Raw genomic sequence first — 17582 nt, 5'->3', positions numbered from 1 at the left:
CATTGCACCGGCGAATACGACACCTCCCCCTTGATGTATCGTCGCGGAGCCGTATCTCTACTTTGTCATTGATGTTGCTGCTTCGGCCAGGAAGAGCCTGTCAAGCAGGTGGATCAAGGTGGGCAGCTAGCATGGGCAACCCAGGCAGCTGGCCTCCGGCGCACTGAAGCGCCGGAGACCGCTACTGCGCCGGCCGGTCAGGCTGGCTGCACGGCGTTCACTTCCGCTGTGACGTCTCGCTCGCACGCCGCCTGGACTCGGCAATCAGCGCCTTCTTCCGCTCTTCCTCAGCCTTGACACGGAGCCGTTTCTGCTCGCGCGCATACTTGTCGAGTTGCGCCTGGTCCGCTTGGCGGCTCTCACCTGATACTGGCTGCGGTGGTGGCAGATCTGCCATCACAATTCCCTTCTGTGAATTTCTTTGGCGTACTGTAAATGGACGCACACCTAAGTCAGAGATCCGTGTCCAACCATCTCCATGACATGAGTTGCGGATGGGCTGCACGCTCGGCACGGACAATTTCCCGGAGCGACTCGACGAACCTCTCGAGGTCGGGGTTTGCCGCGACCAGCCGCTCGCACAATGTGCTGATGATGGCCAGCTGTTTCGGTTCGAATTCTCCGCCCCCGCGCTTCTGGTACAGGGACTCAGTGATGCTGGCCATCATCTGGCATTGCTCGGTCGTTGCACCCGGATACTCGGCCATCAAGGTCACGGTGAGCACTGCGTCGGGTGCTGTAGTGGCCTGCGGAGCGCGGGACTCTCTGGCGCGATCGAAAAGGCCCATGAGGTCACTTGCTCTGCGGGCACTTCGGAATCTGTGAGCAGCGGTGGTCGGAGAAGTTGTTGATACGGGCTTCCTTGCACCAGGCGCACTGACACGTACAGGCCATGATTCACTCCTCAGGTTCGCTCAGATGATCGCTTCAGATTTGCCACGACGACGCCCTGAGCTTCAGCAGTTGTCGTGACACTGACATCTGACGGACAGGCGGCATGGGTGCTCTCCGTCTGGAGGGGCTGCAACGAGTTCCGCCCTCAGAGGCGCGGCGGCCTCTTGGACGGAACAATGACTTCGCGTGATTGACATCTACAGGGAGTCACGGTTTGGTTGACCATTGGGGGATCGCACCGGCCGGCGAGAACGCCGGCCGACACGATCCATGACGTGCGACTAGCAGTTGATTTGCGGGGCGAACCAGAACATGAGTCCAGTCCAGATGTTGGCCGAGCCGATGCAGTGCCAGATCATGATGCCCACCTCCTCGGTGGTGAGTAGGGACGTTTCGCCCCACTCACCGATCCCGATCGGCATCACGGCGGAGGTCTGGGGATGACCACCCGGATCGACCTGATCGCCAAGGAACTGAACAACCTGCATCGCGGCCGCGGCCTGTACGCGCCCGACGTGGTGCACCGGCTCGGCCCGTTGCTGTCCGCGCTGATGTTCGGCGACAACGAGCCGGACGAGGCACTCGGACGTGGCCTGATCAGCGCCCATCTCTTCGACGCCGCGCGGACCCTGCAACCCGACCTGGAGAAGGTGTTCCTCGCCGGGCTCGCTGTTGGCGACGACTCGCCCTACCTCACCACCAGGCTGGAGAACGTCGGCGTCGAGCTCGACCGCGGCCCGCGAACCATCATCCGGCGGCTCCGCGAGGCGAACCGTGCCGTCGCGCAGGTCCTGGTACGCCGGACCAGGGTCGATGATGATCCGAACCCCTTCAACGCAAGGGGCTGGTACGTCGACCGGATCGAGTCGCACGCCATCATCGGCGACCGGCCACGGTTCATCGGTGTCCGCGACATCAGGGTCACCCACGACGGCGTGGCGACGCTGTGCGAGTCCTTCAGCGTCCCGCACCTCCCGGACGGACCGGACGGCTCGAAGATCCAGGTCGAGGCCACCGAGGGCTGCGAGCTGCTCCACGTCGATCGGTACTCGACCAGTTCATGGCTGCTCACCATGCATCTCCCCCGGCCCTTCAACACCGGTGAGACCCACCGGGTCGGCGTCAGCGTCACCATGCCGTCGCGAGCCTTCATCCGCCCGTACAACGCGCTCGTCGCGGTCCGGCGTACGCGCTCCTTCCTGGCCAGCGTGCGGTTCGAGGACAGCGACGAGGCGAACGACGTCTGGCGGTACGACGGTGTGCCGCCGCCCGTCATCGAGGACGGTCAGCCGACCGAGCATCACCTGACCCCCAACGGCGACCACGCCGTGGTCGCCGACTGGCCGGACGTGCGGCAAGGCCTCGCCTACGGCATCGGCTGGGCCTGAGCCGCAGTGGGGAGCAGCAGATCGTCCAGCACCTCGCCGACAGCACACCGCGGCTCGGCGCCCAGAACCTCGAGTGAGGATTGACGCAAAGCCGCCTCCGAAGGCATCCCGGCAAGCGTCAATCGCCGGAACCGCTGCCGCAGATCGCTGACCACCACCATATCGGCGGGCTGCACCTGCTGCGAGGAGGCCCTGTCGTACTCGTCGTCCAGCGGCACCACGCAGGTCTGCAGCGGATGCAGGATCTTGTCGTTCACCCAGGCTTTACCTGCCACCCGGCCGGCGGTCTCGATCACCGCCTGGATGTCCTTCAGCAGCTCGGTCCGTGCCGTTGTGGTACCGATGCCACGCAGTACTCCGTCGTGCGAGCTTTTCTCGTTGGACCAGGCATCGACCGGCCACGCCGAGCTGGCGCGGCCGTCCCGGCAGGCATAGCCACGCATCATCCGGAACAGCGTCTGCAGCCACCCGGCCTCGACGCAGTCGTCGAGCGCCTCGTTCACCCGGCGGGCGGGGCCGTCGTTGCGGGTCGGCTTGGCCGGCAGTCCACGGCATACCCGCGCCTCACGCTCGTAGTCCGCCACTTGCGATCCGACGATGGTCCGCACGTAGCCGGGTCGCTCGGAGAGCAGCTCGACCGACTCGCCGAGCTGCTCGAGCCGACGAAGCACCCGGCCGTAGATGTCGTGCATGATGCCCAGGCAGTCCGAATCCCGGCAGAGCTGGTGCACGGTCGCGACGCCCGAGCTGTACGGCGCGACCCGCGTCGGGCACGCGGGCCGGCCGGCGACCACATGTGCGCGCCGCCGCAACGTCGCAGTCCCGAACCAGACGAACTCGGCAAGTAGTGGATCAACAGTGCCAGACATGCTCGGTGAGCCTCCCCCAATGAACCTGCGACGCCAGGTCGTCCGGACGCCGCCTTGCGGTCCATCGTCAAACCCGCGGTCGCCAGAACCTCGGGATCGGGGGGAACTGTCAACTATCTGTCCGGTCCGCCGTCACAGGTCCGCCAGGACCAGTCGCCCGACAGGTCGTTCGGCGATCTCGTCGTACTGCAGCCACGGCGCCAACGCCACCGATCCCCACGGCATCACGATTAGCGGCGGCGGCGACAGCAACACTGCGGAGGTGCGCCGTCCGTCGTCCGGGACCGGGTCTTGTTCGCCCAGTGCGTCTGCCAGCAGCGACGCCAACGGACCAGTGGCGACACCGGGGTCGTCGGAGACGTACGGCACCGACTGAGCCCGGATGACTTCGAGAAGCTCCGCCATCAGCCCGCAGTCGCCCAATTTGAAAACAGCCTCGATGGCCATCGCATGACCTCTCATTACGTAGGACGCGATGGCTGATCGATCTTTGCTGTCCCCCCTCGCGTACCTGAACTCCTGGGCGATGGTCAGGGCGGCGATCGCCGACTCGACCGCTCGTTGCACCCTAGGGATGTTGGTGAGCCAGAGCTCGGCGGCGCCCAGCGCTGCACCGATCGCCGCCGAGTGCGCGCCCGCCGCCAGTTCGTTCCGCCACATCGCGTCGAACCGCAGGGCCCCGGCCTCCGGATGACCGCGGACTACCTCCAGGAGCGCTTCGGACTGCTCGATCATGGTCGAGATCCCACGGGGAAAGCCACCGGGTGGGTTGGCCTCGATCTCTGCGAGTAGCTCCCGTCCGGCGTGCAGATCAGCTGCTGCGTCCGTAAGGCACCCGAGCGCACTGTTGATCCGGGCGCGGGTCGCGTAGGCAGCAATCACCAGATGTGCTTGCAGTACTGGGTCGAAGTCATGGATCGCGCGGTCGAGCAGCTCGATCTCCTCGCGGCCGCCGATGCCGGCTCGCATCCGGGTCAGCACCGACCCAAGCATCCGCACCGCGGCCAGGTCGTCGCCGGGGAAGGTCCACGGGCCGGTCACTGTCCCGATGCCGGCCACGATGTGCCGGAAGCGCGTTCGCTGCTCCTCGTCGCCGACCGCTTCGATCAGAGACCAGGCGCGCCGCGCGAAGCGCTCGGCCGTGGTGGCGTCCGAACGCATCACCGCACACTGCATCTGGCACAGCAGCCACTCCGCCTGGAGGTACGGTTCCACCTCCGTGAGCCGGCGCTCCCCCAGGTTCAGCTGCACCAGCGCGGCGGCCACGTCGTTGTCTTGGATACAGATGCCCGCGGCAACGATGTGGATGTGTGGCGGGAGCAGGCCGTCGGGGGCCCAGTCGGGTCGCGACAACAGTCTGTCCAGTAGTGGACGCATCCGCCTGGCCGGCGCATCGATCCGGTGCAGGTGCTCCACGGCCCTGAACTGTGCGGCGTAGGCGTCCTGCAGTAGTTCGAGGTCGGCGGACGGTTCGTTGATCTCGACCAGGATCGCGGCCTGCCAGGACCACTCCGCCTCCGCGATCGGCTGCTCGAGGTCGGCGTACGCGATGGCCAGGTTCACCGCGCAGCCGATCTGGTCCTCGGGTTCGGTCACCATCGCGAAGGCCGTCGTCCAGTCGTCGACGGCGGCCGGCAGCTCGGACTCAGGACGTGAGCGGGCACGCTCGAGATAGGCGTCCGCGACCGTCTCCCGGTCGACCTGATCGGCGTGTTCGATGATCCAGGTGAGGTCGTCGACACCATGGCTGCTCCTCGTCGACGTCGCCCGGACGATCAGGGTCCAGGCCATTTCGGGACACGGCGAGATCCGGACGAGTTCGCAGACCGCGTCCAAGCAGCTGAGCGCACTGGCGGTCCATTCGTCGTCGTCCTCGGGCGCCAGCCGGCGCAGGTATTCGAACAACTCCTCCGCAAGCGCTTCACGCCAGACGCCCGGCTCTGCTGCCGTGTCGGTGACGGCGACCATCCGTCGTACGACGTAGCTGGTTTCCTGCCCCGAGGCAATCAGCGTCTCGAACCCTGCGAACAGATCCTCGAGCGCGGTTTGAACCTCCTCGTCGGGCCGAGTCATGAGTTGGTCTCCGGAGCCAGATAGGTCGCGAGAGACGCCCAGAAGAAGGGCGAAACGTCTGGAGTCGGGCGCTTCTTCCACGCACACAACTGCTGGACCTGCCAGGCGCGAAGAGTATGCACAGGCTTGGCGCTGCGATGCGCGTGCAGTACGGCGCGCGCCAGTCCCGTTGTCGGGCCCGACGCGTCAGCGGGTGCATCAGCAGGCAGCGTCCATCTGGTGCAGGTCACCAGATGCGCACCCGCGTTGACCGCCGCTACGGGCAGGCCGCTCGCCTCCATGAAGCGGGCATCGTCACTGCCACAACCGATCAGCGCGACCCGCGCAGGCGACGGCCAGGTCTGCGGCTCGGCCAGCCATTTGGCCGCGGTCAGCTTGTCGACCTCTCCCCCGCGCTGGAACACCAGCGCGGTGGCCGCCGGCTCGTCCTGCTGACCTGCTGCGATGTGACCTACGTACAGGAGACGTGACCACAATCCTCCGGTCAGCGCCTCGCCGGCCATGGCCGCGCTCATCGAGTAGTCACCGGGGGCTACGGCGTCCGCTGCGAGGTCAGTGACCAGCCCGACCGGGAGTCCGCCCGGATAGATCGAGTAGTCCTGACGCGCGGTGTTGCGGGGTGGACCGGCATCGACGATCGCCAGGCCCGGCCCTGTCGGGGTGAAGCGGGCTGCCGTACGGACCCGGGTCGCAATGATGCCCGGTGACATCGCTCCAACCAGGACGGCCGCCTCGACCAGCCGACGGTTGTCCGAGTCGATCACCAGGGCTTCCCACGGGAGGTTGGCGAGCCAGCCGCGGGTAGCCACGTACAGGGTGTGGGTCCCCGCTTCCAGCGCTTCGCACAGCATCGGTGGGAGCAGACGTCTTCCCAGCAAGGTGGCGAGCCGGCGTTCGTGGTCGGGGTCGAGCAGAGCACTCTTGCCAGCTCGCGGAGGGATGTCCAGCGCGGCAAGTTCCTCGTCGCGGGTGTCGCGGATGATGCCCGCGTCGACCGCGCTGGTGCCGGTGCCGCTGTTCAGCAGCAGCGACCAGGCGACATCGTCACCGACCGGCTCCAAGGTGAGCCGCCAGACCTGGGTGGTCATTCGGACCTCGGCGCATCCGCGGCGTACCAGACCTCGGCAGCGCTCGGACCGGCCGGACCGCCGACAGGGTCGAACACAGGAGGCGTGTCCGCCTCGGCCGAGCCGTTCGGTCGCCAGACGTTGAGCGGCGTACCGCCGCCGGTCGCCCACTGCGCCAAAGCCCTGCATTGTCGTGCTTCTGGTCCGCCGACGCCGTCCGGCAGTCCGCTGTAGAACGTGGCGGCGCGAGTGAGCGCCTGCGATGCCGTGCTGAGTAGGCCGGCCCGCGATCGTCCGGCGGCGGCGAGGCGGAGGGCGCTCAGCCCTCTGGCCGCCCACCGTGCCGCGCTCGCGCGATCCGCGGCAGGTCCGATCGGAGCCCGATGACGGGTGCCGCGGGCGTGGACGTCGATGAACAGTGCCGTTTCGGCGACCCGGCTGATGTGTTGCAGCACCGCCGGGTCGAGCTGGTGCGTGCCCATCCATGCGCCGCTCTCCGCTCGCAGTTCCAGGTCGATACTTGCCAAAGGCAATGGCCAGGAGGAGGCGTACAGCGTCGCCTGCAGCCGGCCCGGCCGGTCAGCCGCCGCAGCCGGAGCCGCGAGCACGGCCGCATGCGGGGCCGGTGGAAAGAGGTCGACCACGACGGACAATGCTCCGCCCCGGATCGACCACGACACCGCCTCTTCGTGGCGAGCGGTCGCGCGAGGTGGGGTCCGGTCCCAGTCGACCGGCCCGTTGCCGTGCCACGACGGCAGGTCGCCGTGGCCGAGGTCGTCGGCGGGTTGCGGCCGTAGCTCGTCCAGCACGGCCCAGGCTCCGTCGGGATCGGCACCGCTCAGCCCCCAGGCGGAGATCGCGGTCAGCAGCTCGATCTCGTGGACGACGTCGCTGTGCAGCCGGCCGCCGGACTCCAGCTGGAGCTCGGCGGTGCGCAGACCGTCCAGAATCACCTCGGCGACTTCCGCGGTACGGCGAAAGTCCGAATCCGTGCCGCGAGCTCTTCCGGACCACTCGATCAGGGCCGGCACCCAGTCGAGGATCGCCAACGGGGCGTGGTGTTCGGGATCGAGGAGTTCGGTCAGGCCGGCCTCGAGGGCGAGTTGCTCGACGACGACCAGCGGCAGGTCGAGTGAGACCGGGCTGCGCTCGTGCAGCCAACGGAGGATGCCGAGTCTGACCAGGGCGTCTCGTTCGGGCGATGCCACCAGCTCGGGCGCCGGGACGTCGACTCCGCGTGCTCTGCCGGCGACCGCCGTACCGAAGAGGCTCTCTGTGGCCTCGGCCGGTTCGCCGGTGAGCCGCAGCTGTGGCACGTTGTGAGGTGCCATCGGGTCGACGACGAGCACGCCGTCGGTCAGCGCGACGAACACGAGACCGGCGGCACCGACCGGTTCGGGACCGATGACGACGGCGCCGTCAGGGGCGGTCCGGACTTCGATCTCGTCAGGCATCGCCGTCCTCCTCGGTGAACAACGTCGGGAACTGGTCGCGCAACTCGTCCGGAGTCAGCACGAGCTCGCTCCAGGCGGGCCCATACTTACGATGCACGAATTCGACGTACTCGGTCGCCGTGCCGGTGAGCAGCGGCTGGTGTTCGACGAGCACTGCATAAGAACGATTACAGCGCTTCAATGATGGCGGATCGGTGGGTGGCTCAAGCATCCACTGCGGCACCACCTCGGGCACGGCCTTGTCGAGGGCTGGACCGAGCAGCCGGTGGATGTCGGCTGCGGCCAGTACCGGCCGCTCGTTCCGCTCGTGCGCATGCAGGCCCATCCAGACCTTGCGGACCAGTGCCATCGACAGCACTTCCGAGTACTCGCCGACGTCGCCCTGCCTTGCCGTCAACTGCTTCCCTGCCGACGAGCATCCGAACCACACCCTGATCTTGGCGGCGATCTCGAGTGTCAAGGACTCGTCGACCGGACCGGTAGCGACCGTTCGCGTCTGCTGCCGGTTGTTCCACACCTGTACGGCGTCCGCGAGCCGTCCGGCATCGGCCGACGCGATCGAGATGCTGCGCAGTGCGGTCCGGTGTTCAGGTCGCAAGAGGCCGAACCCGGCGCAGGCGCGGCGGACCTCTTCGTCGGCGCACGTGCGTGGATCATGTCGACCGGCGCCGATGAAGTACAGCCGATAGCGTCCGCACACGCTGCGGTCGGTGCCGAGCTGCCAGGAGTTCTCTCGCCGGGCATGGACAAACGGCGGTCGCTCGTCACTCCCCAGACCGATCGACGACGGCCGATCCCGATGCGGTGAGGTGTCCCACTCACGGTGGTAGTCCTCCAGGTACTGCGTAACGAGCTCATCGTCGGTGAGTCGTTGCGGACGGCCGGTGAACCTGAGCAGCAGGTGTTGCGCGACCTCCTGCGGATCGAGTCGGGCCGGCGGATCCTGAACGTACGCCGCACCGACGACGCTGCTGACCGGCTCACTCAGTGCGCTTCTGGTGACCTTGATCCCCTGCTCCGCGGCGAGCTCGACCGCCGTACCGACGATCCGCAACTGGAGATCCACCGCCTCCGCGATCAGCGGTCGGTGCTTGTCGATCATCGCTTCGACGATCGGCAACCGCTCGACGCTCAGTGGATCGGTCGGCTGTGGTGTCCGGCCCGTCTGCCAGCGCGCGAACACGATACGGCTCGCGATCTGCCGCAGGACATCGGTGCGTTGCGCCCCCCAACCTCTCGCCAAGCGCTGCGTCCACTCCGGCCCGCTCAACAGCTCGAACAGCAGGCTGTGCACGGTGGGTGTCGGTGTCATCCCGCCCCCGGTTGTCTGATCGTGAATCTCTGTCACCTGACGGACACGCCGACGACGAAGCCGCCGGCCTGCTCGGTCAGCAGCTCGATCCCGCTCCCGCCGGACGACGGTTGCCAGTCGAGCGCGATGCCCTTGTCTTCCAGTGGTTCGTCGGCCAGCAGAAGCTGCTGACCTGCTGCCAGCGTGAAGTCCCGCACCTCAATCCTGTTGCCTTGAGCAACATCTGGGTCGATCCGGGCGGCATAGCCGTCGGAGATCAGGTAGACCGGCAGCCCACCGGAGACGGCGACCGCACCGGTCCGTTCCGGTGTCAGGACAACCGCGGCCAACTGGACGGCGACGGCGTCGAGGACCCTGCCTTCCTTGGTCAATTGAGCTCTGGCATCGCTCAACATGGCGATCGGGTCCTTGCCGTCGGTGAGACAGGCGTCAACTGCCAACTCGGCAAGGCCGGTCGGGCCGACAGCTCCGGCGAAAAGGATGGCGACCGCTCCGGCTACGTGCACCCCGAGCGCGGAGTCCGAGGTACACGTCAGGCGCCAGCCGTTGACACCGACGGCACCGGCTCGGCCGGGCCGGGGACGAGATCGCAGGCTGATGATCATCGGCGGTACCTCCAACGGCGCCAGAGCGCCCGCAACACTCGGACCAGCGGGCCTCGCGATGGTTGCTGCGGCGCTTGCCGGGCAGCTTCCCGGGCGGCCAGCGTGCGTTCCAGATAGGCGCGCGCCCACGCATCGAGCTCAGGACGTACGGCCGCTCCTTCCAGATCGGCCTGTGGTGCGGTGAGCACCATCACCGCATGGTGGGCGGCGGCATCGACGTCGTTCGGAGTCGATGCCAGGCTGCGGAACCATTCGACGTTGGTCGACCGTGGCGTCAGGCAACTCGCAGCCTGCTCGGCCAGCGCGTGGCTGCGCCGCCTCGACAGGACGGCGCTCAAGAGGTGAGCCAGCAGCAGATCGTCCGTCGGCACCTGCCCCACCGCCGGGCGCCGGGCCATCAGTTCCAACGCGACCTGGAACAGGTGCCGCCACCTCTCGCCAAGCTGCCGCAGGTCCTGGTACTGCGGCCGGCGGGCCAGAATCTCCAGCGCCGACGACTCGAAGAGTCTGGTGACGATCGTGCCTACCTCGGGATCGCCGTGCAGCGCCTGCGTGGCCAGCACGCCCAGCCCGTCCCGATCGCAGCTGCGTCCGTGGAAGTCAGGCGGCGACTCCGGATCGAGGCACCAGATGAGCTCGGCCGCCGCACGGTGCTCGTTGATCAGGTTGAGCCGACGACGTTCCTGTACGTCGACGAGTCCGACCACCTGAGCCGGACAGGCCTGTTGTGCCCAACCGATCAGGCGCTCCAGATCGCGACCCAGGACCAGCCGGACGGTGTCCGCCCAGTGAGCGCCCATGGCCGCGACCAGCTCGCGCGGACCCGCGTAAGTCGTACCGGCGAAGGTGAAGACGTATCCTGTTTCCGGCGTCTCGACGGGCGGCGGGGCCGGCTGGGGCGGCGACAGCACATCAGGCACCGGCTCACCGGCGAGCCAGCGGGCGATCTCGTCCGGCCCGAAGCGGACTGAGCTGTCCCGAATCAGGAGTCCCTGGATCAGCCGTCGCCACCGGTTCTCGAGACCTTCCGGAATCTCCGGATCGCGCTGCGCGAGCTCGGCCCGGATGGTCGCGGGGCTGTGGAACTGTCCGTTGGGGCGTTGGTACGGATGCCGGCCGGTGCCGAGCTCGACCAGGCACATGCCCAGTGACCAGTAGTCCTGAGGGCGATGGACGACGGTCCCGGCCTCGGGAGCCTCGTACGCCGCAGTCGCCTGCTGCCCTGGCCGGACCGGATCCAGCTCATCGACCAGTACGACGGACTCGGTGTCGCTCAGTTCGATGCGGAACTGATCGATGCGCTCGACCAGCAGGTTGGCCGGCTTGATGTCGCCGTGCACGGCGAACCGTCCATCGGCTTTTTCGGTGTGCAGGATCGCGAGGGTGTCGGCCACCTGCCGGAGGACCGCCTCCAGCTCGTTCGTGGTCCGTGGTGTTCGCGGCCACGCACCACCCGCGGCGAACACCTCGTAGAGCGAACGCGCCGGGCGGTACGGCATCAGCTCGAAAGCGACCCCGTTCTCGACGTGGGTCCGCAGCAGCGGGGTCAGCGAGGCGCCCTTGGTCCGGCAGTGCTCCCAGGCGTCCCAGACCCGCTGGCGATCATCGCGCCGGCTGCGATACGCCTTCACTACCACCTCGCCGTACTGCGCGGTCGTGAAGCGGGTGATCCGAGCGTGCTCGCTCCAGGGCAGCTCGGTGCCGTCACCGAGGTCCTGCCAAGCCGGAGGACGGGTCGGCAGCTCCTCCTCGTGGTCCGCGCGGTCGGCCTCCGTCGGTGGCGGAGCCTGGCCGTTCGGCGTCGCGGCGGACGGCGGATCGATCTCGGTCGGCGGTGGCGGAGGCGGCGACAGCAGGGTGGTGGTCATCGGCGTCCCGCCAGATCGTCGAGGATGGCCAGCGACAGGTAGCAGTTGCGGGCCAGCCGCAACGAGCCGCGGGACTCCAGACGCTGCGGCCCGGATCCCCGGATCGCAGTCTCGTCGACGAAGGTGTTGTTGGTGGATCTCTCGTCCACGATCAGGAAATGATCGGTCAGCACGTTGACCTGGACGTGGTTGCGGGAGACGTTCGGGTAGTTGTCGAGCAGGTGCGCGAGCGGGCTGTCCGCCGTCCGTTGCCGACCGAGGACGAAGTCGTTCCGGGCGATCGTCACTGCTCGGCCGTCCAGGTTGACGAGCACCTGGACCTGATGGTCCGCGGCCGGGGCGACCGGCCGCGAGATGCCGGAACTCTGGATCGGCTGTGGTTCGGCCCAGCTGACCTCATCGGACATCCGTTCGTGGCCATTGACGCAGGTAGTCGCCCACTCGTCCACGAAGACGTGGCCGCACTGCGCGCAGGTCAGTCCTGCCATGACGTGCCCCGGAAGGTGAGTCCGGCCGCGGCGGCGCGCAGGCCGAGTTCCGCGAGTACGCCGGGTGTGGGGATGCCGATCATCCTGATCTCACCGTCGGCGACGTCCAGCTGGACCCGGCGCCGGTCCGGCAGCGGAGCATCGACGTACCGGGCCTTGCCGAGCGGGGTCAGCGCGATGAGCTGCTGGTTGTCTGAGCCGCGGAGCGGGAGGTGGCCGGCCTCGGCCTGGACGAAGGGTTCGGTGATGATCGCGTCCGCGCCCGCGACTAGCGCGCGTCCGCTGCCCAGCACCCAAGAAGCGGAACGGCCGGTATAGACGAGGATGTCGGCCGTCGGCCTGGTCCGGCGGGCACCGGCGATCAGTGCTTGCAGTGCTTCGGGTTGGTCGGTGGGCTCGCCACCGCTGATCGTCACGCCGTCGACCTCGTCGAACGAGACGAGCCAGTCCAGAACGTCGTCGACCTGCCGGCGGCTGGACCCGGGCGTACCCCAGGTGTCCTGGGCGACGCAGCCGGGGCAGCGGATCGAACACCCCTGCATCCAGATCGCGGCCCGGTCGCCGGGTCCGAGCGCCTGCACCGGGAAGGCCGTCCGGCTGATCAGGATCTCCATCCTCAGCCGCCCGTCTGCCGAAGGCCGTCGGGCGTGAGCGCGTCGACCCGCAGTACAGAGCCGTGACCGTGCTCGAGGAGTTCGCGGCCGAGCGGATTCACCAGCCGGCTCTCGACGACGTTCTTCACCCCGCGGCCACCGAACTGCCGAACCTCTTCGCCGGCGACGATGTCGCCCAGCTCGGACAGCACCTGTACTCCGAACCGGACCTCGACGTCCCGGCGTGCCTTGACGGTGCGGCTCAGGGTGTCGACCTTGTCTTTCAGAAGGTCGCGCGCGGTCTGCTCGGACAGGTAGTCGAAGACCAGGATGTTGTCGCCGATACGGTTCAGGATCTCCGGTCGCTTGAGCACCGAGGTGAAATGCCGGTTGACCTCCGCCCGAACCTTCGACTCGACCTGGTCGTACGGCTCGCCCGGAAGGACCAGCGGCTTCCCGCTGTCGATCTCACCGTCGCGGCGGTAGATGCCCAGGTTGGAGGTGAAGACGAGCAGCGTCTCGCCGAAATGCACTGTGCTGCCCGAACCGTCGGTGAGCCGGCCGTCTTCCAGGATCTGCAGGAACTTGTCCAGTACCAACGGATGCGCCTTGTCGATCTCGTCGAACAGCAACAGCGAGCAGGGCCGCTGCCGGACTGCGTTCGTGAGCTGACCGCCGGACTCGTAGCCGACGTATCCCGGTGGTGAGCCGATCAACCGGGCCTCGCTGTGCGAAGTCGCGTACTCGCTCATGTCGAACCGGACCATTGCCTCCACCCGGCCGAAAACGGCGATCGCGAGTTGCTTGGCGAGGAAGGTCTTGCCGACACCGGTCGGTCCGGCCAGGAAGAGGACGCCCCGCGGCCGGCTCGAGTGTTCCGACTCGTCCCAGTCGGACAGGCCGGTCACGCTGCGGCTGAGCACGTCGACCGCTTGACGAACCGCCGGCTTCTGCCCGCGGACGAGGCTGATGCCCGAGTCACCGGGTGGTTCCTTCTCGAGCAGGATGCGACCGGCTCGTACGACGCGGGCCCGCATCGCGTCCGAGCGCCAGGGCGACTCGCGCAGACCCGACCTGGTCCCGCGCACCGCGTCCTCGAGGTGGGCCACCTCGACCTTCCGGTCAACCGCGAACCGGCCTACCTCCCGCATCTGTGCCTGGGTCATGCCCTCGCACAGGTCGGCAAGTTGCCAGCCGGCCGAGGTACGCTCGTCTTCGCTGAGGTCGCCGTATCCCTGGAAGCCGGAGACGACCGAGCGGGCAACTTGTCGCCGGGTGGTCTGGTCCGGCAACGGGATCGACAGAACATGGACGCCCCTGGTCATCAGGTACCAGTTGGGCAGGTCGTGCTCGCGGTTGACCGTCCACAAGACGGTGTTGAAGAGCTGGCCACGGGTCCCCCCGGACGGCTGCGGTACGGCGGCGAGCGCCCGTTGCTGGGCCACCGCGAAGACCTCGCGCAACGGGGAGGCGGACGAGCTCTCGGCGAGGCGTTCGGCGCCGATGACGATCAGGGCGGCGCGGCCGCTCATGCCGGTACCACTCGGGCTGAAGGCGTCGACCACGCGCAGTGCCGTCATCAGGGACTGCGCGTCGCCGATCACCTGATCGCCGGACTGTCCGCCGTGACCACCAAGGAGCTGGCCGGCAAGGCCCGGTGCCGCCTCCGCAATCGGCGTGAGACCGCCGTCCACACTCCACTGGAGCACCAGTGAGTAGCCCGAGTTGAGGAGTGTGCCGGTGACTGCGTGGGTGAAGGTCCGCCACACCGGTCTGCCATCGCCGGCAGGAAGCAGGTGTTGCTCGTTCGGGGCGCCGACGAGGACGAGGTGCGGGCTGGTGGCCAGGCGGATGCTCAGTTCGCTGAGCCACTCCGGACGATCGTTCATGGTCATTCTCCGTGGTGCTTGTGGTGTGGATCAGGGACCGATCCGTTGGTTCTCGTTTTCACGACGGCCGTCGCGAGCGGTGCCGTCTCCTCGTTCTCCACTTCGCGATGGATCGTCTGAAGGCCCGCCTGACCTGCTCGTTGCTCTACTTCGGCAGCCGCGCCGCAGATGGCGTCGTACGAGCCTGGGGTCGGGGTGCGGCGTTGGCCGAGTTCGTTGGTGATACCGACCTGTTGGGCCACCGCGGCGCCGCTGACCACCCGGACCGTGACACCGCGGTCGTGGCCGGCGTGGGCAACGAACAGGTCGGTTCCGACGTCGACCTCGTAGCCGAGGTCGCGCCAGTGGCCGGCGAGGATCGCGAGAGTGTGTGCGTCGTCCTCGTCCTGGCTGAACTCCTGCCGGAGTTTGGTGGCGCTGACGACGAGCGCTTTCGACGGTACGTCGTGCCCGTCGGCATACCGCTCGGCCGCCGAGGCGAGGTCGGACTGCAGCTGCTTCACCTTCACTCGGAGGCTCTCGCGCAACTCGTTGCCCAGGGCACCCAATGCCTCGGTGATCGCGGCTGCGTGGTCGAGCTCGCCCTGGCTCCGCTCGCGATTGCGAGACCTCGCGATGGCCGCCTCGGCCTCCTCCTTCAAGGTCTCGATGGCCGCGCTGCGCTGCGCTGGCGATGCCGACCTGACCTCGGCCACGGCCGTCGTCACCGCTTCCGGTAACGACTCGACGGCGGGCACCCGGGCGAGAAGCGACTCGACCAGGCGGTCATCGGTCGCCGTACGAGCACGCGCCCGACTGAGCTGTTCTGCGAGTACGGCGGTCTGCCCCGAAGGCCGGTCGACATCTGTCGTGTTGTCGAAGGCCGCATCCACAGCTGCCCGCGACGGCAGCGCCTCGGCCGGGGCCGTCGCGGTCAGCCGGTCGAGTTGCGCGAGCATCCGTTGCCGGGCCCGCTCGACCCGGCCGGTACTGATGGCCTGGTTGAGGGCCACGACGCGGCGGACCTGGGCACGCTGGGCATCGGTCAGCTCGAAGCTGACGACTCGTTGACTGCTCACACCGGGTTCCTTTCGTCTTCACGCCCTGACGGACAGAACCGGGATCGGTTTGTCCGTCAGTGCGAGGCAGTAAGCCTTGCGTGGCGAAAGGGAAGCAACGATGCGAGTAGGCGGGAGTGCCGACGCGACCGAGCCGACGTCCGGTACTGAGCAGCTCGGCCCGCGGGAGCGACGCCGGCTGCGCCGGGATGCGCTCCGGGTGGCCCGGCAGGACGAGCCTCTGCTCGAACTGGACAACGGACCACTGACCACCCAGGAGCGAGAGCTCTTCTTCGCCCAGCGGAACGAGGCGCTCAGCCGGCTTCGGCAGATCCTGACATCCGAGCTTCTGTCGGCGGTTGAGGAGCTCGCCGTACTGGATCGGCAGATCACGGAACTGCGGGAGCAGGTGGATCGCGACCGCAGGCAGCTGGACCAACTGCAGGCGACACTTGCACCGACGCCCGAGTTGGACCAATTGACGCGTGCACGCCGGGCGCGGGTGCGGCGACGGGCCCTGACCGTGGCCGAGGCGGCGGCTTCGAAGACGTCCACGGAACTGGCCGCAGCGGTTGAGCGGCAGGCGAAGCTGGTGGCCAAGGTGCGGACCGTGAACCTGCGGTACGCGACGGAGCTCGAACTCGTCCACAGGCTGGCGGTGCTCCGGCGGTCGACCTTCGACGAGAGCCTGGTCAAGCATCACCGGCATCGCAGCTTCCTGGCGGATCGGCTCGATCAAGAGGTGCCGCCAGTACCGAAGGAGCTCGCCGAGCAGCTTGTTGGGATGGGCGGCAGGGCCGGCGAGGTGACGGAATGACCAGCATGTCCGTAGACGAAGCGGTGCCCGGAATCACCCAGCGGATCACGGCCTGGTTCCGGCGGCTCCTGCAGCCGGCCGCAGATCTCGAGATCGACCGGCAGAAGCCGGCCCTCTTCGAGGCCTATCCGTCATGTCCGGATCCGGCCGGACTGGTCCTCGAGATCCGCGACCGGATCGACGAGCTCTACGCCCGGGGCGCGATCGACGAGGGGACGCCGCGGGTGCTCGAGGACCGGGTCGAGCTTGTCCGGGACCAGTGGCAGCGCCAGATCGCCCTCGAACACCTCGAGCGGCGGCGCAAATACGGCTATGAACTCGCCGAACGCCAAGGCCACCTGGATCGCACCAACGCCCGGATCGAACAACTCGAGTCCCGGCTCAGGGACGTGGATCTCGCCATCCAGGCGGAGCGGACGAAAGGCAGGTCATGAGCATCTACAACGTGACGTCGATAGCGCCGCAGCGCTGGAACCGGTTGGCGCGGGAGATCGGCTGGTGGGTGCTGGTCCTCGCGCTGGCAGGAGTCGACGGCTGGGGCTTCTACCTGAACACGCAGCTGCTGCTGAAGGATGCCACCGACACGATCGCGCTCGTCGTCACGGCCGGCTGTACCGCAGTCTCGATCCTGCTGCCCTGGATCTTCGGTGCCACCCTCAGCCAGCGCCGTCGACGTGAGCACATCACGCTCCCGACCCTCCTGGCGACCTCCCTGTTGTGGCTGACGCTGGGGACGGCGATGGCCGTTATCCGGCTCACGTTCAGCCCTATCGGAGACCCGACCACCCTGGGCGCCGTCATCGATGATCCGTTCGCCGGCAACTCGGCAGCGGATTCCAACGCCATCCGCGAGCGGGTGTTCGTCGCCATCCTGCTGGCGATCGTATTCTCGGCGACCGCGATGCTGGCGTCGAAGCATGCCTACGACCGGCAACGCCAGCGCTTGGTGAACGAGCTGGCCAGAGAGCGCGACTGGCTGCTCCGCCACCTCAGGCGTGCGCGCGAGTCAGCCACCACGGAGGGTCATCTACTGACCGAACTGCGATCCGACGCCACCCGGCTGCGCGAGGCGCAGCTGCTGGAGGACGAGCTGGCGGAGAGCTTCGCCGGCATCGCCCACGAGGAGAAGGTCGAGCGCATCAGCCGCAACCTCGGCGAGCCCGAAGCGACCGAAGTACTGCTCACCTACGACCACCGCCGACGCCGTACCGACCCCGGAACCTGAGGA

The 17582-nt window shown here is 67.8% G+C and carries 16 protein-coding genes; 4 read left to right on the top strand and 12 right to left on the bottom strand.

The window, feature by feature from the left end:
* Positions 1-452 precede the first annotated feature (452 nt).
* Positions 453-707 (bottom strand): hypothetical protein, encoded by a 255-nt coding sequence (locus DIZ26_RS06905; RefSeq protein WP_157979616.1) that lies wholly within the window; start codon positions 705-707, stop codon positions 453-455.
* A 627-nt stretch (positions 708-1334) separates the two neighbouring features.
* Between DIZ26_RS06905 and DIZ26_RS06900 the strand changes: the two genes are divergently transcribed.
* Complete coding sequence (locus DIZ26_RS06900) at positions 1335-2282, top strand: hypothetical protein (RefSeq protein ID WP_112238850.1); 948 nt, start codon at positions 1335-1337, stop codon at positions 2280-2282.
* On the opposite strand, the gene DIZ26_RS06895 is transcribed toward DIZ26_RS06900, so the two are convergent.
* The 11 genes from DIZ26_RS06895 to DIZ26_RS06840 form a co-directional block, all read right to left on the bottom strand.
* Positions 2261-3151: a hypothetical protein gene (locus tag DIZ26_RS06895; protein ID WP_112238849.1), complete on the bottom strand. Its 891-nt coding sequence runs from the start codon at positions 3149-3151 to the stop codon at positions 2261-2263. The genes DIZ26_RS06900 and DIZ26_RS06895 overlap by 22 nt on opposite strands.
* A gap of 132 nt (positions 3152-3283) precedes the next feature.
* Complete coding sequence (locus DIZ26_RS06890) at positions 3284-5224, bottom strand: hypothetical protein (protein ID WP_112238848.1); 1941 nt, start codon at positions 5222-5224, stop codon at positions 3284-3286.
* Positions 5221-6312 (bottom strand): CHAT domain-containing protein, encoded by a 1092-nt coding sequence (locus tag DIZ26_RS06885; protein WP_157979615.1) that lies wholly within the window; start codon positions 6310-6312, stop codon positions 5221-5223. Before DIZ26_RS06885 ends, DIZ26_RS06890 begins: the two co-directional genes overlap by 4 nt.
* The gene (locus tag DIZ26_RS37380; protein ID WP_157979614.1) at positions 6309-7745 is read right to left on the bottom strand and encodes a hypothetical protein; all 1437 of its coding nucleotides are present in this window, start codon (positions 7743-7745) and stop codon (positions 6309-6311) included. The genes DIZ26_RS06885 and DIZ26_RS37380 overlap by 4 nt, the downstream gene beginning before the upstream one ends.
* Positions 7738-9057 (bottom strand): hypothetical protein, encoded by a 1320-nt coding sequence (locus tag DIZ26_RS06870; RefSeq protein WP_112238844.1) that lies wholly within the window; start codon positions 9055-9057, stop codon positions 7738-7740. Before DIZ26_RS06870 ends, DIZ26_RS37380 begins: the two co-directional genes overlap by 8 nt.
* A gap of 32 nt (positions 9058-9089) precedes the next feature.
* Positions 9090-9662 carry a hypothetical protein gene (locus DIZ26_RS06865; RefSeq protein ID WP_112238843.1) on the bottom strand — a complete coding sequence of 191 codons (573 nt, stop codon included), beginning with the start codon at positions 9660-9662 and terminating at the stop codon, positions 9090-9092.
* Positions 9659-11530 carry a protein kinase domain-containing protein gene (locus DIZ26_RS06860; RefSeq protein WP_112238842.1) on the bottom strand — a complete coding sequence of 624 codons (1872 nt, stop codon included), beginning with the start codon at positions 11528-11530 and terminating at the stop codon, positions 9659-9661. The genes DIZ26_RS06865 and DIZ26_RS06860 overlap by 4 nt, the downstream gene beginning before the upstream one ends.
* The gene (locus DIZ26_RS06855; protein ID WP_112238841.1) at positions 11527-12018 is read right to left on the bottom strand and encodes an FHA domain-containing protein; all 492 of its coding nucleotides are present in this window, start codon (positions 12016-12018) and stop codon (positions 11527-11529) included. The genes DIZ26_RS06860 and DIZ26_RS06855 overlap by 4 nt, the downstream gene beginning before the upstream one ends.
* Positions 12006-12632 carry a 4Fe-4S single cluster domain-containing protein gene (locus tag DIZ26_RS06850; protein WP_112238840.1) on the bottom strand — a complete coding sequence of 209 codons (627 nt, stop codon included), beginning with the start codon at positions 12630-12632 and terminating at the stop codon, positions 12006-12008. The genes DIZ26_RS06855 and DIZ26_RS06850 overlap by 13 nt, the downstream gene beginning before the upstream one ends.
* A 2-nt stretch (positions 12633-12634) precedes the next feature.
* Positions 12635-14500 carry an AAA family ATPase gene (locus DIZ26_RS06845; RefSeq protein WP_157979613.1) on the bottom strand — a complete coding sequence of 622 codons (1866 nt, stop codon included), beginning with the start codon at positions 14498-14500 and terminating at the stop codon, positions 12635-12637.
* Between the two features lie 2 nt (positions 14501-14502).
* Complete coding sequence (locus tag DIZ26_RS06840) at positions 14503-15558, bottom strand: hypothetical protein (protein ID WP_112238838.1); 1056 nt, start codon at positions 15556-15558, stop codon at positions 14503-14505.
* Positions 15559-15658: 100 nt separating this feature from the next.
* Between DIZ26_RS06840 and DIZ26_RS06835 the strand changes: the two genes are divergently transcribed.
* From DIZ26_RS06835 to DIZ26_RS06825, 3 genes are read left to right on the top strand one after another with little or no spacing between them, the layout of a single operon-like run.
* A complete protein-coding gene (locus DIZ26_RS06835; protein WP_112238837.1) occupies positions 15659-16354 on the top strand; it encodes a hypothetical protein in 696 nt (231 codons plus the stop codon).
* The gene (locus DIZ26_RS06830; RefSeq protein WP_112238836.1) at positions 16351-16788 is read left to right on the top strand and encodes a hypothetical protein; all 438 of its coding nucleotides are present in this window, start codon (positions 16351-16353) and stop codon (positions 16786-16788) included. The genes DIZ26_RS06835 and DIZ26_RS06830 overlap by 4 nt, the downstream gene beginning before the upstream one ends.
* Positions 16785-17579, top strand: a complete 795-nt coding sequence (locus DIZ26_RS06825) for a hypothetical protein (RefSeq protein ID WP_112238835.1) — start codon at positions 16785-16787, stop codon at positions 17577-17579. The genes DIZ26_RS06830 and DIZ26_RS06825 overlap by 4 nt, the downstream gene beginning before the upstream one ends.
* Positions 17580-17582 lie beyond the last annotated feature (3 nt).

Source organism: Kribbella monticola (assembly GCF_003261635.1).
Lineage (GTDB): Bacteria > Actinomycetota > Actinomycetes > Propionibacteriales > Kribbellaceae > Kribbella > Kribbella monticola.
This window is presented reverse-complemented; position numbering and strand designations above follow the sequence as displayed.

Excerpts from the sequence above, each read along its gene's own strand:
- DIZ26_RS06895 (WP_112238849.1), bottom strand. The coding sequence starts at position 3,151 with ATGTCTGGCACTGTTGATCCACTACTTGCCGAGTTCGTCTGGTTCGGG.
- DIZ26_RS06830 (WP_112238836.1), top strand. The coding sequence starts at position 16,351 with ATGACCAGCATGTCCGTAGACGAAGCGGTGCCCGGAATCACCCAGCGG.
- DIZ26_RS06890 (WP_112238848.1), bottom strand. The coding sequence starts at position 5,224 with ATGACTCGGCCCGACGAGGAGGTTCAAACCGCGCTCGAGGATCTGTTC.
- DIZ26_RS06850 (WP_112238840.1), bottom strand. The coding sequence starts at position 12,632 with ATGGAGATCCTGATCAGCCGGACGGCCTTCCCGGTGCAGGCGCTCGGA.
- DIZ26_RS06870 (WP_112238844.1), bottom strand. The coding sequence starts at position 9,057 with ATGACACCGACACCCACCGTGCACAGCCTGCTGTTCGAGCTGTTGAGC.
- DIZ26_RS37380 (WP_157979614.1), bottom strand. The coding sequence starts at position 7,745 with ATGCCTGACGAGATCGAAGTCCGGACCGCCCCTGACGGCGCCGTCGTC.
- DIZ26_RS06855 (WP_112238841.1), bottom strand. The coding sequence starts at position 12,018 with ATGGCAGGACTGACCTGCGCGCAGTGCGGCCACGTCTTCGTGGACGAG.
- DIZ26_RS06860 (WP_112238842.1), bottom strand. The coding sequence starts at position 11,530 with ATGACCACCACCCTGCTGTCGCCGCCTCCGCCACCGCCGACCGAGATC.
- DIZ26_RS06885 (WP_157979615.1), bottom strand. The coding sequence starts at position 6,312 with ATGACCACCCAGGTCTGGCGGCTCACCTTGGAGCCGGTCGGTGACGAT.
- DIZ26_RS06835 (WP_112238837.1), top strand. The coding sequence starts at position 15,659 with ATGCGAGTAGGCGGGAGTGCCGACGCGACCGAGCCGACGTCCGGTACT.
- DIZ26_RS06865 (WP_112238843.1), bottom strand. The coding sequence starts at position 9,662 with ATGATCATCAGCCTGCGATCTCGTCCCCGGCCCGGCCGAGCCGGTGCC.
- DIZ26_RS06845 (WP_157979613.1), bottom strand. The coding sequence starts at position 14,500 with ATGAACGATCGTCCGGAGTGGCTCAGCGAACTGAGCATCCGCCTGGCC.
- DIZ26_RS06905 (WP_157979616.1), bottom strand. The coding sequence starts at position 707 with ATGGCCGAGTATCCGGGTGCAACGACCGAGCAATGCCAGATGATGGCC.
- DIZ26_RS06825 (WP_112238835.1), top strand. The coding sequence starts at position 16,785 with ATGAGCATCTACAACGTGACGTCGATAGCGCCGCAGCGCTGGAACCGG.
- DIZ26_RS06900 (WP_112238850.1), top strand. The coding sequence starts at position 1,335 with ATGACCACCCGGATCGACCTGATCGCCAAGGAACTGAACAACCTGCAT.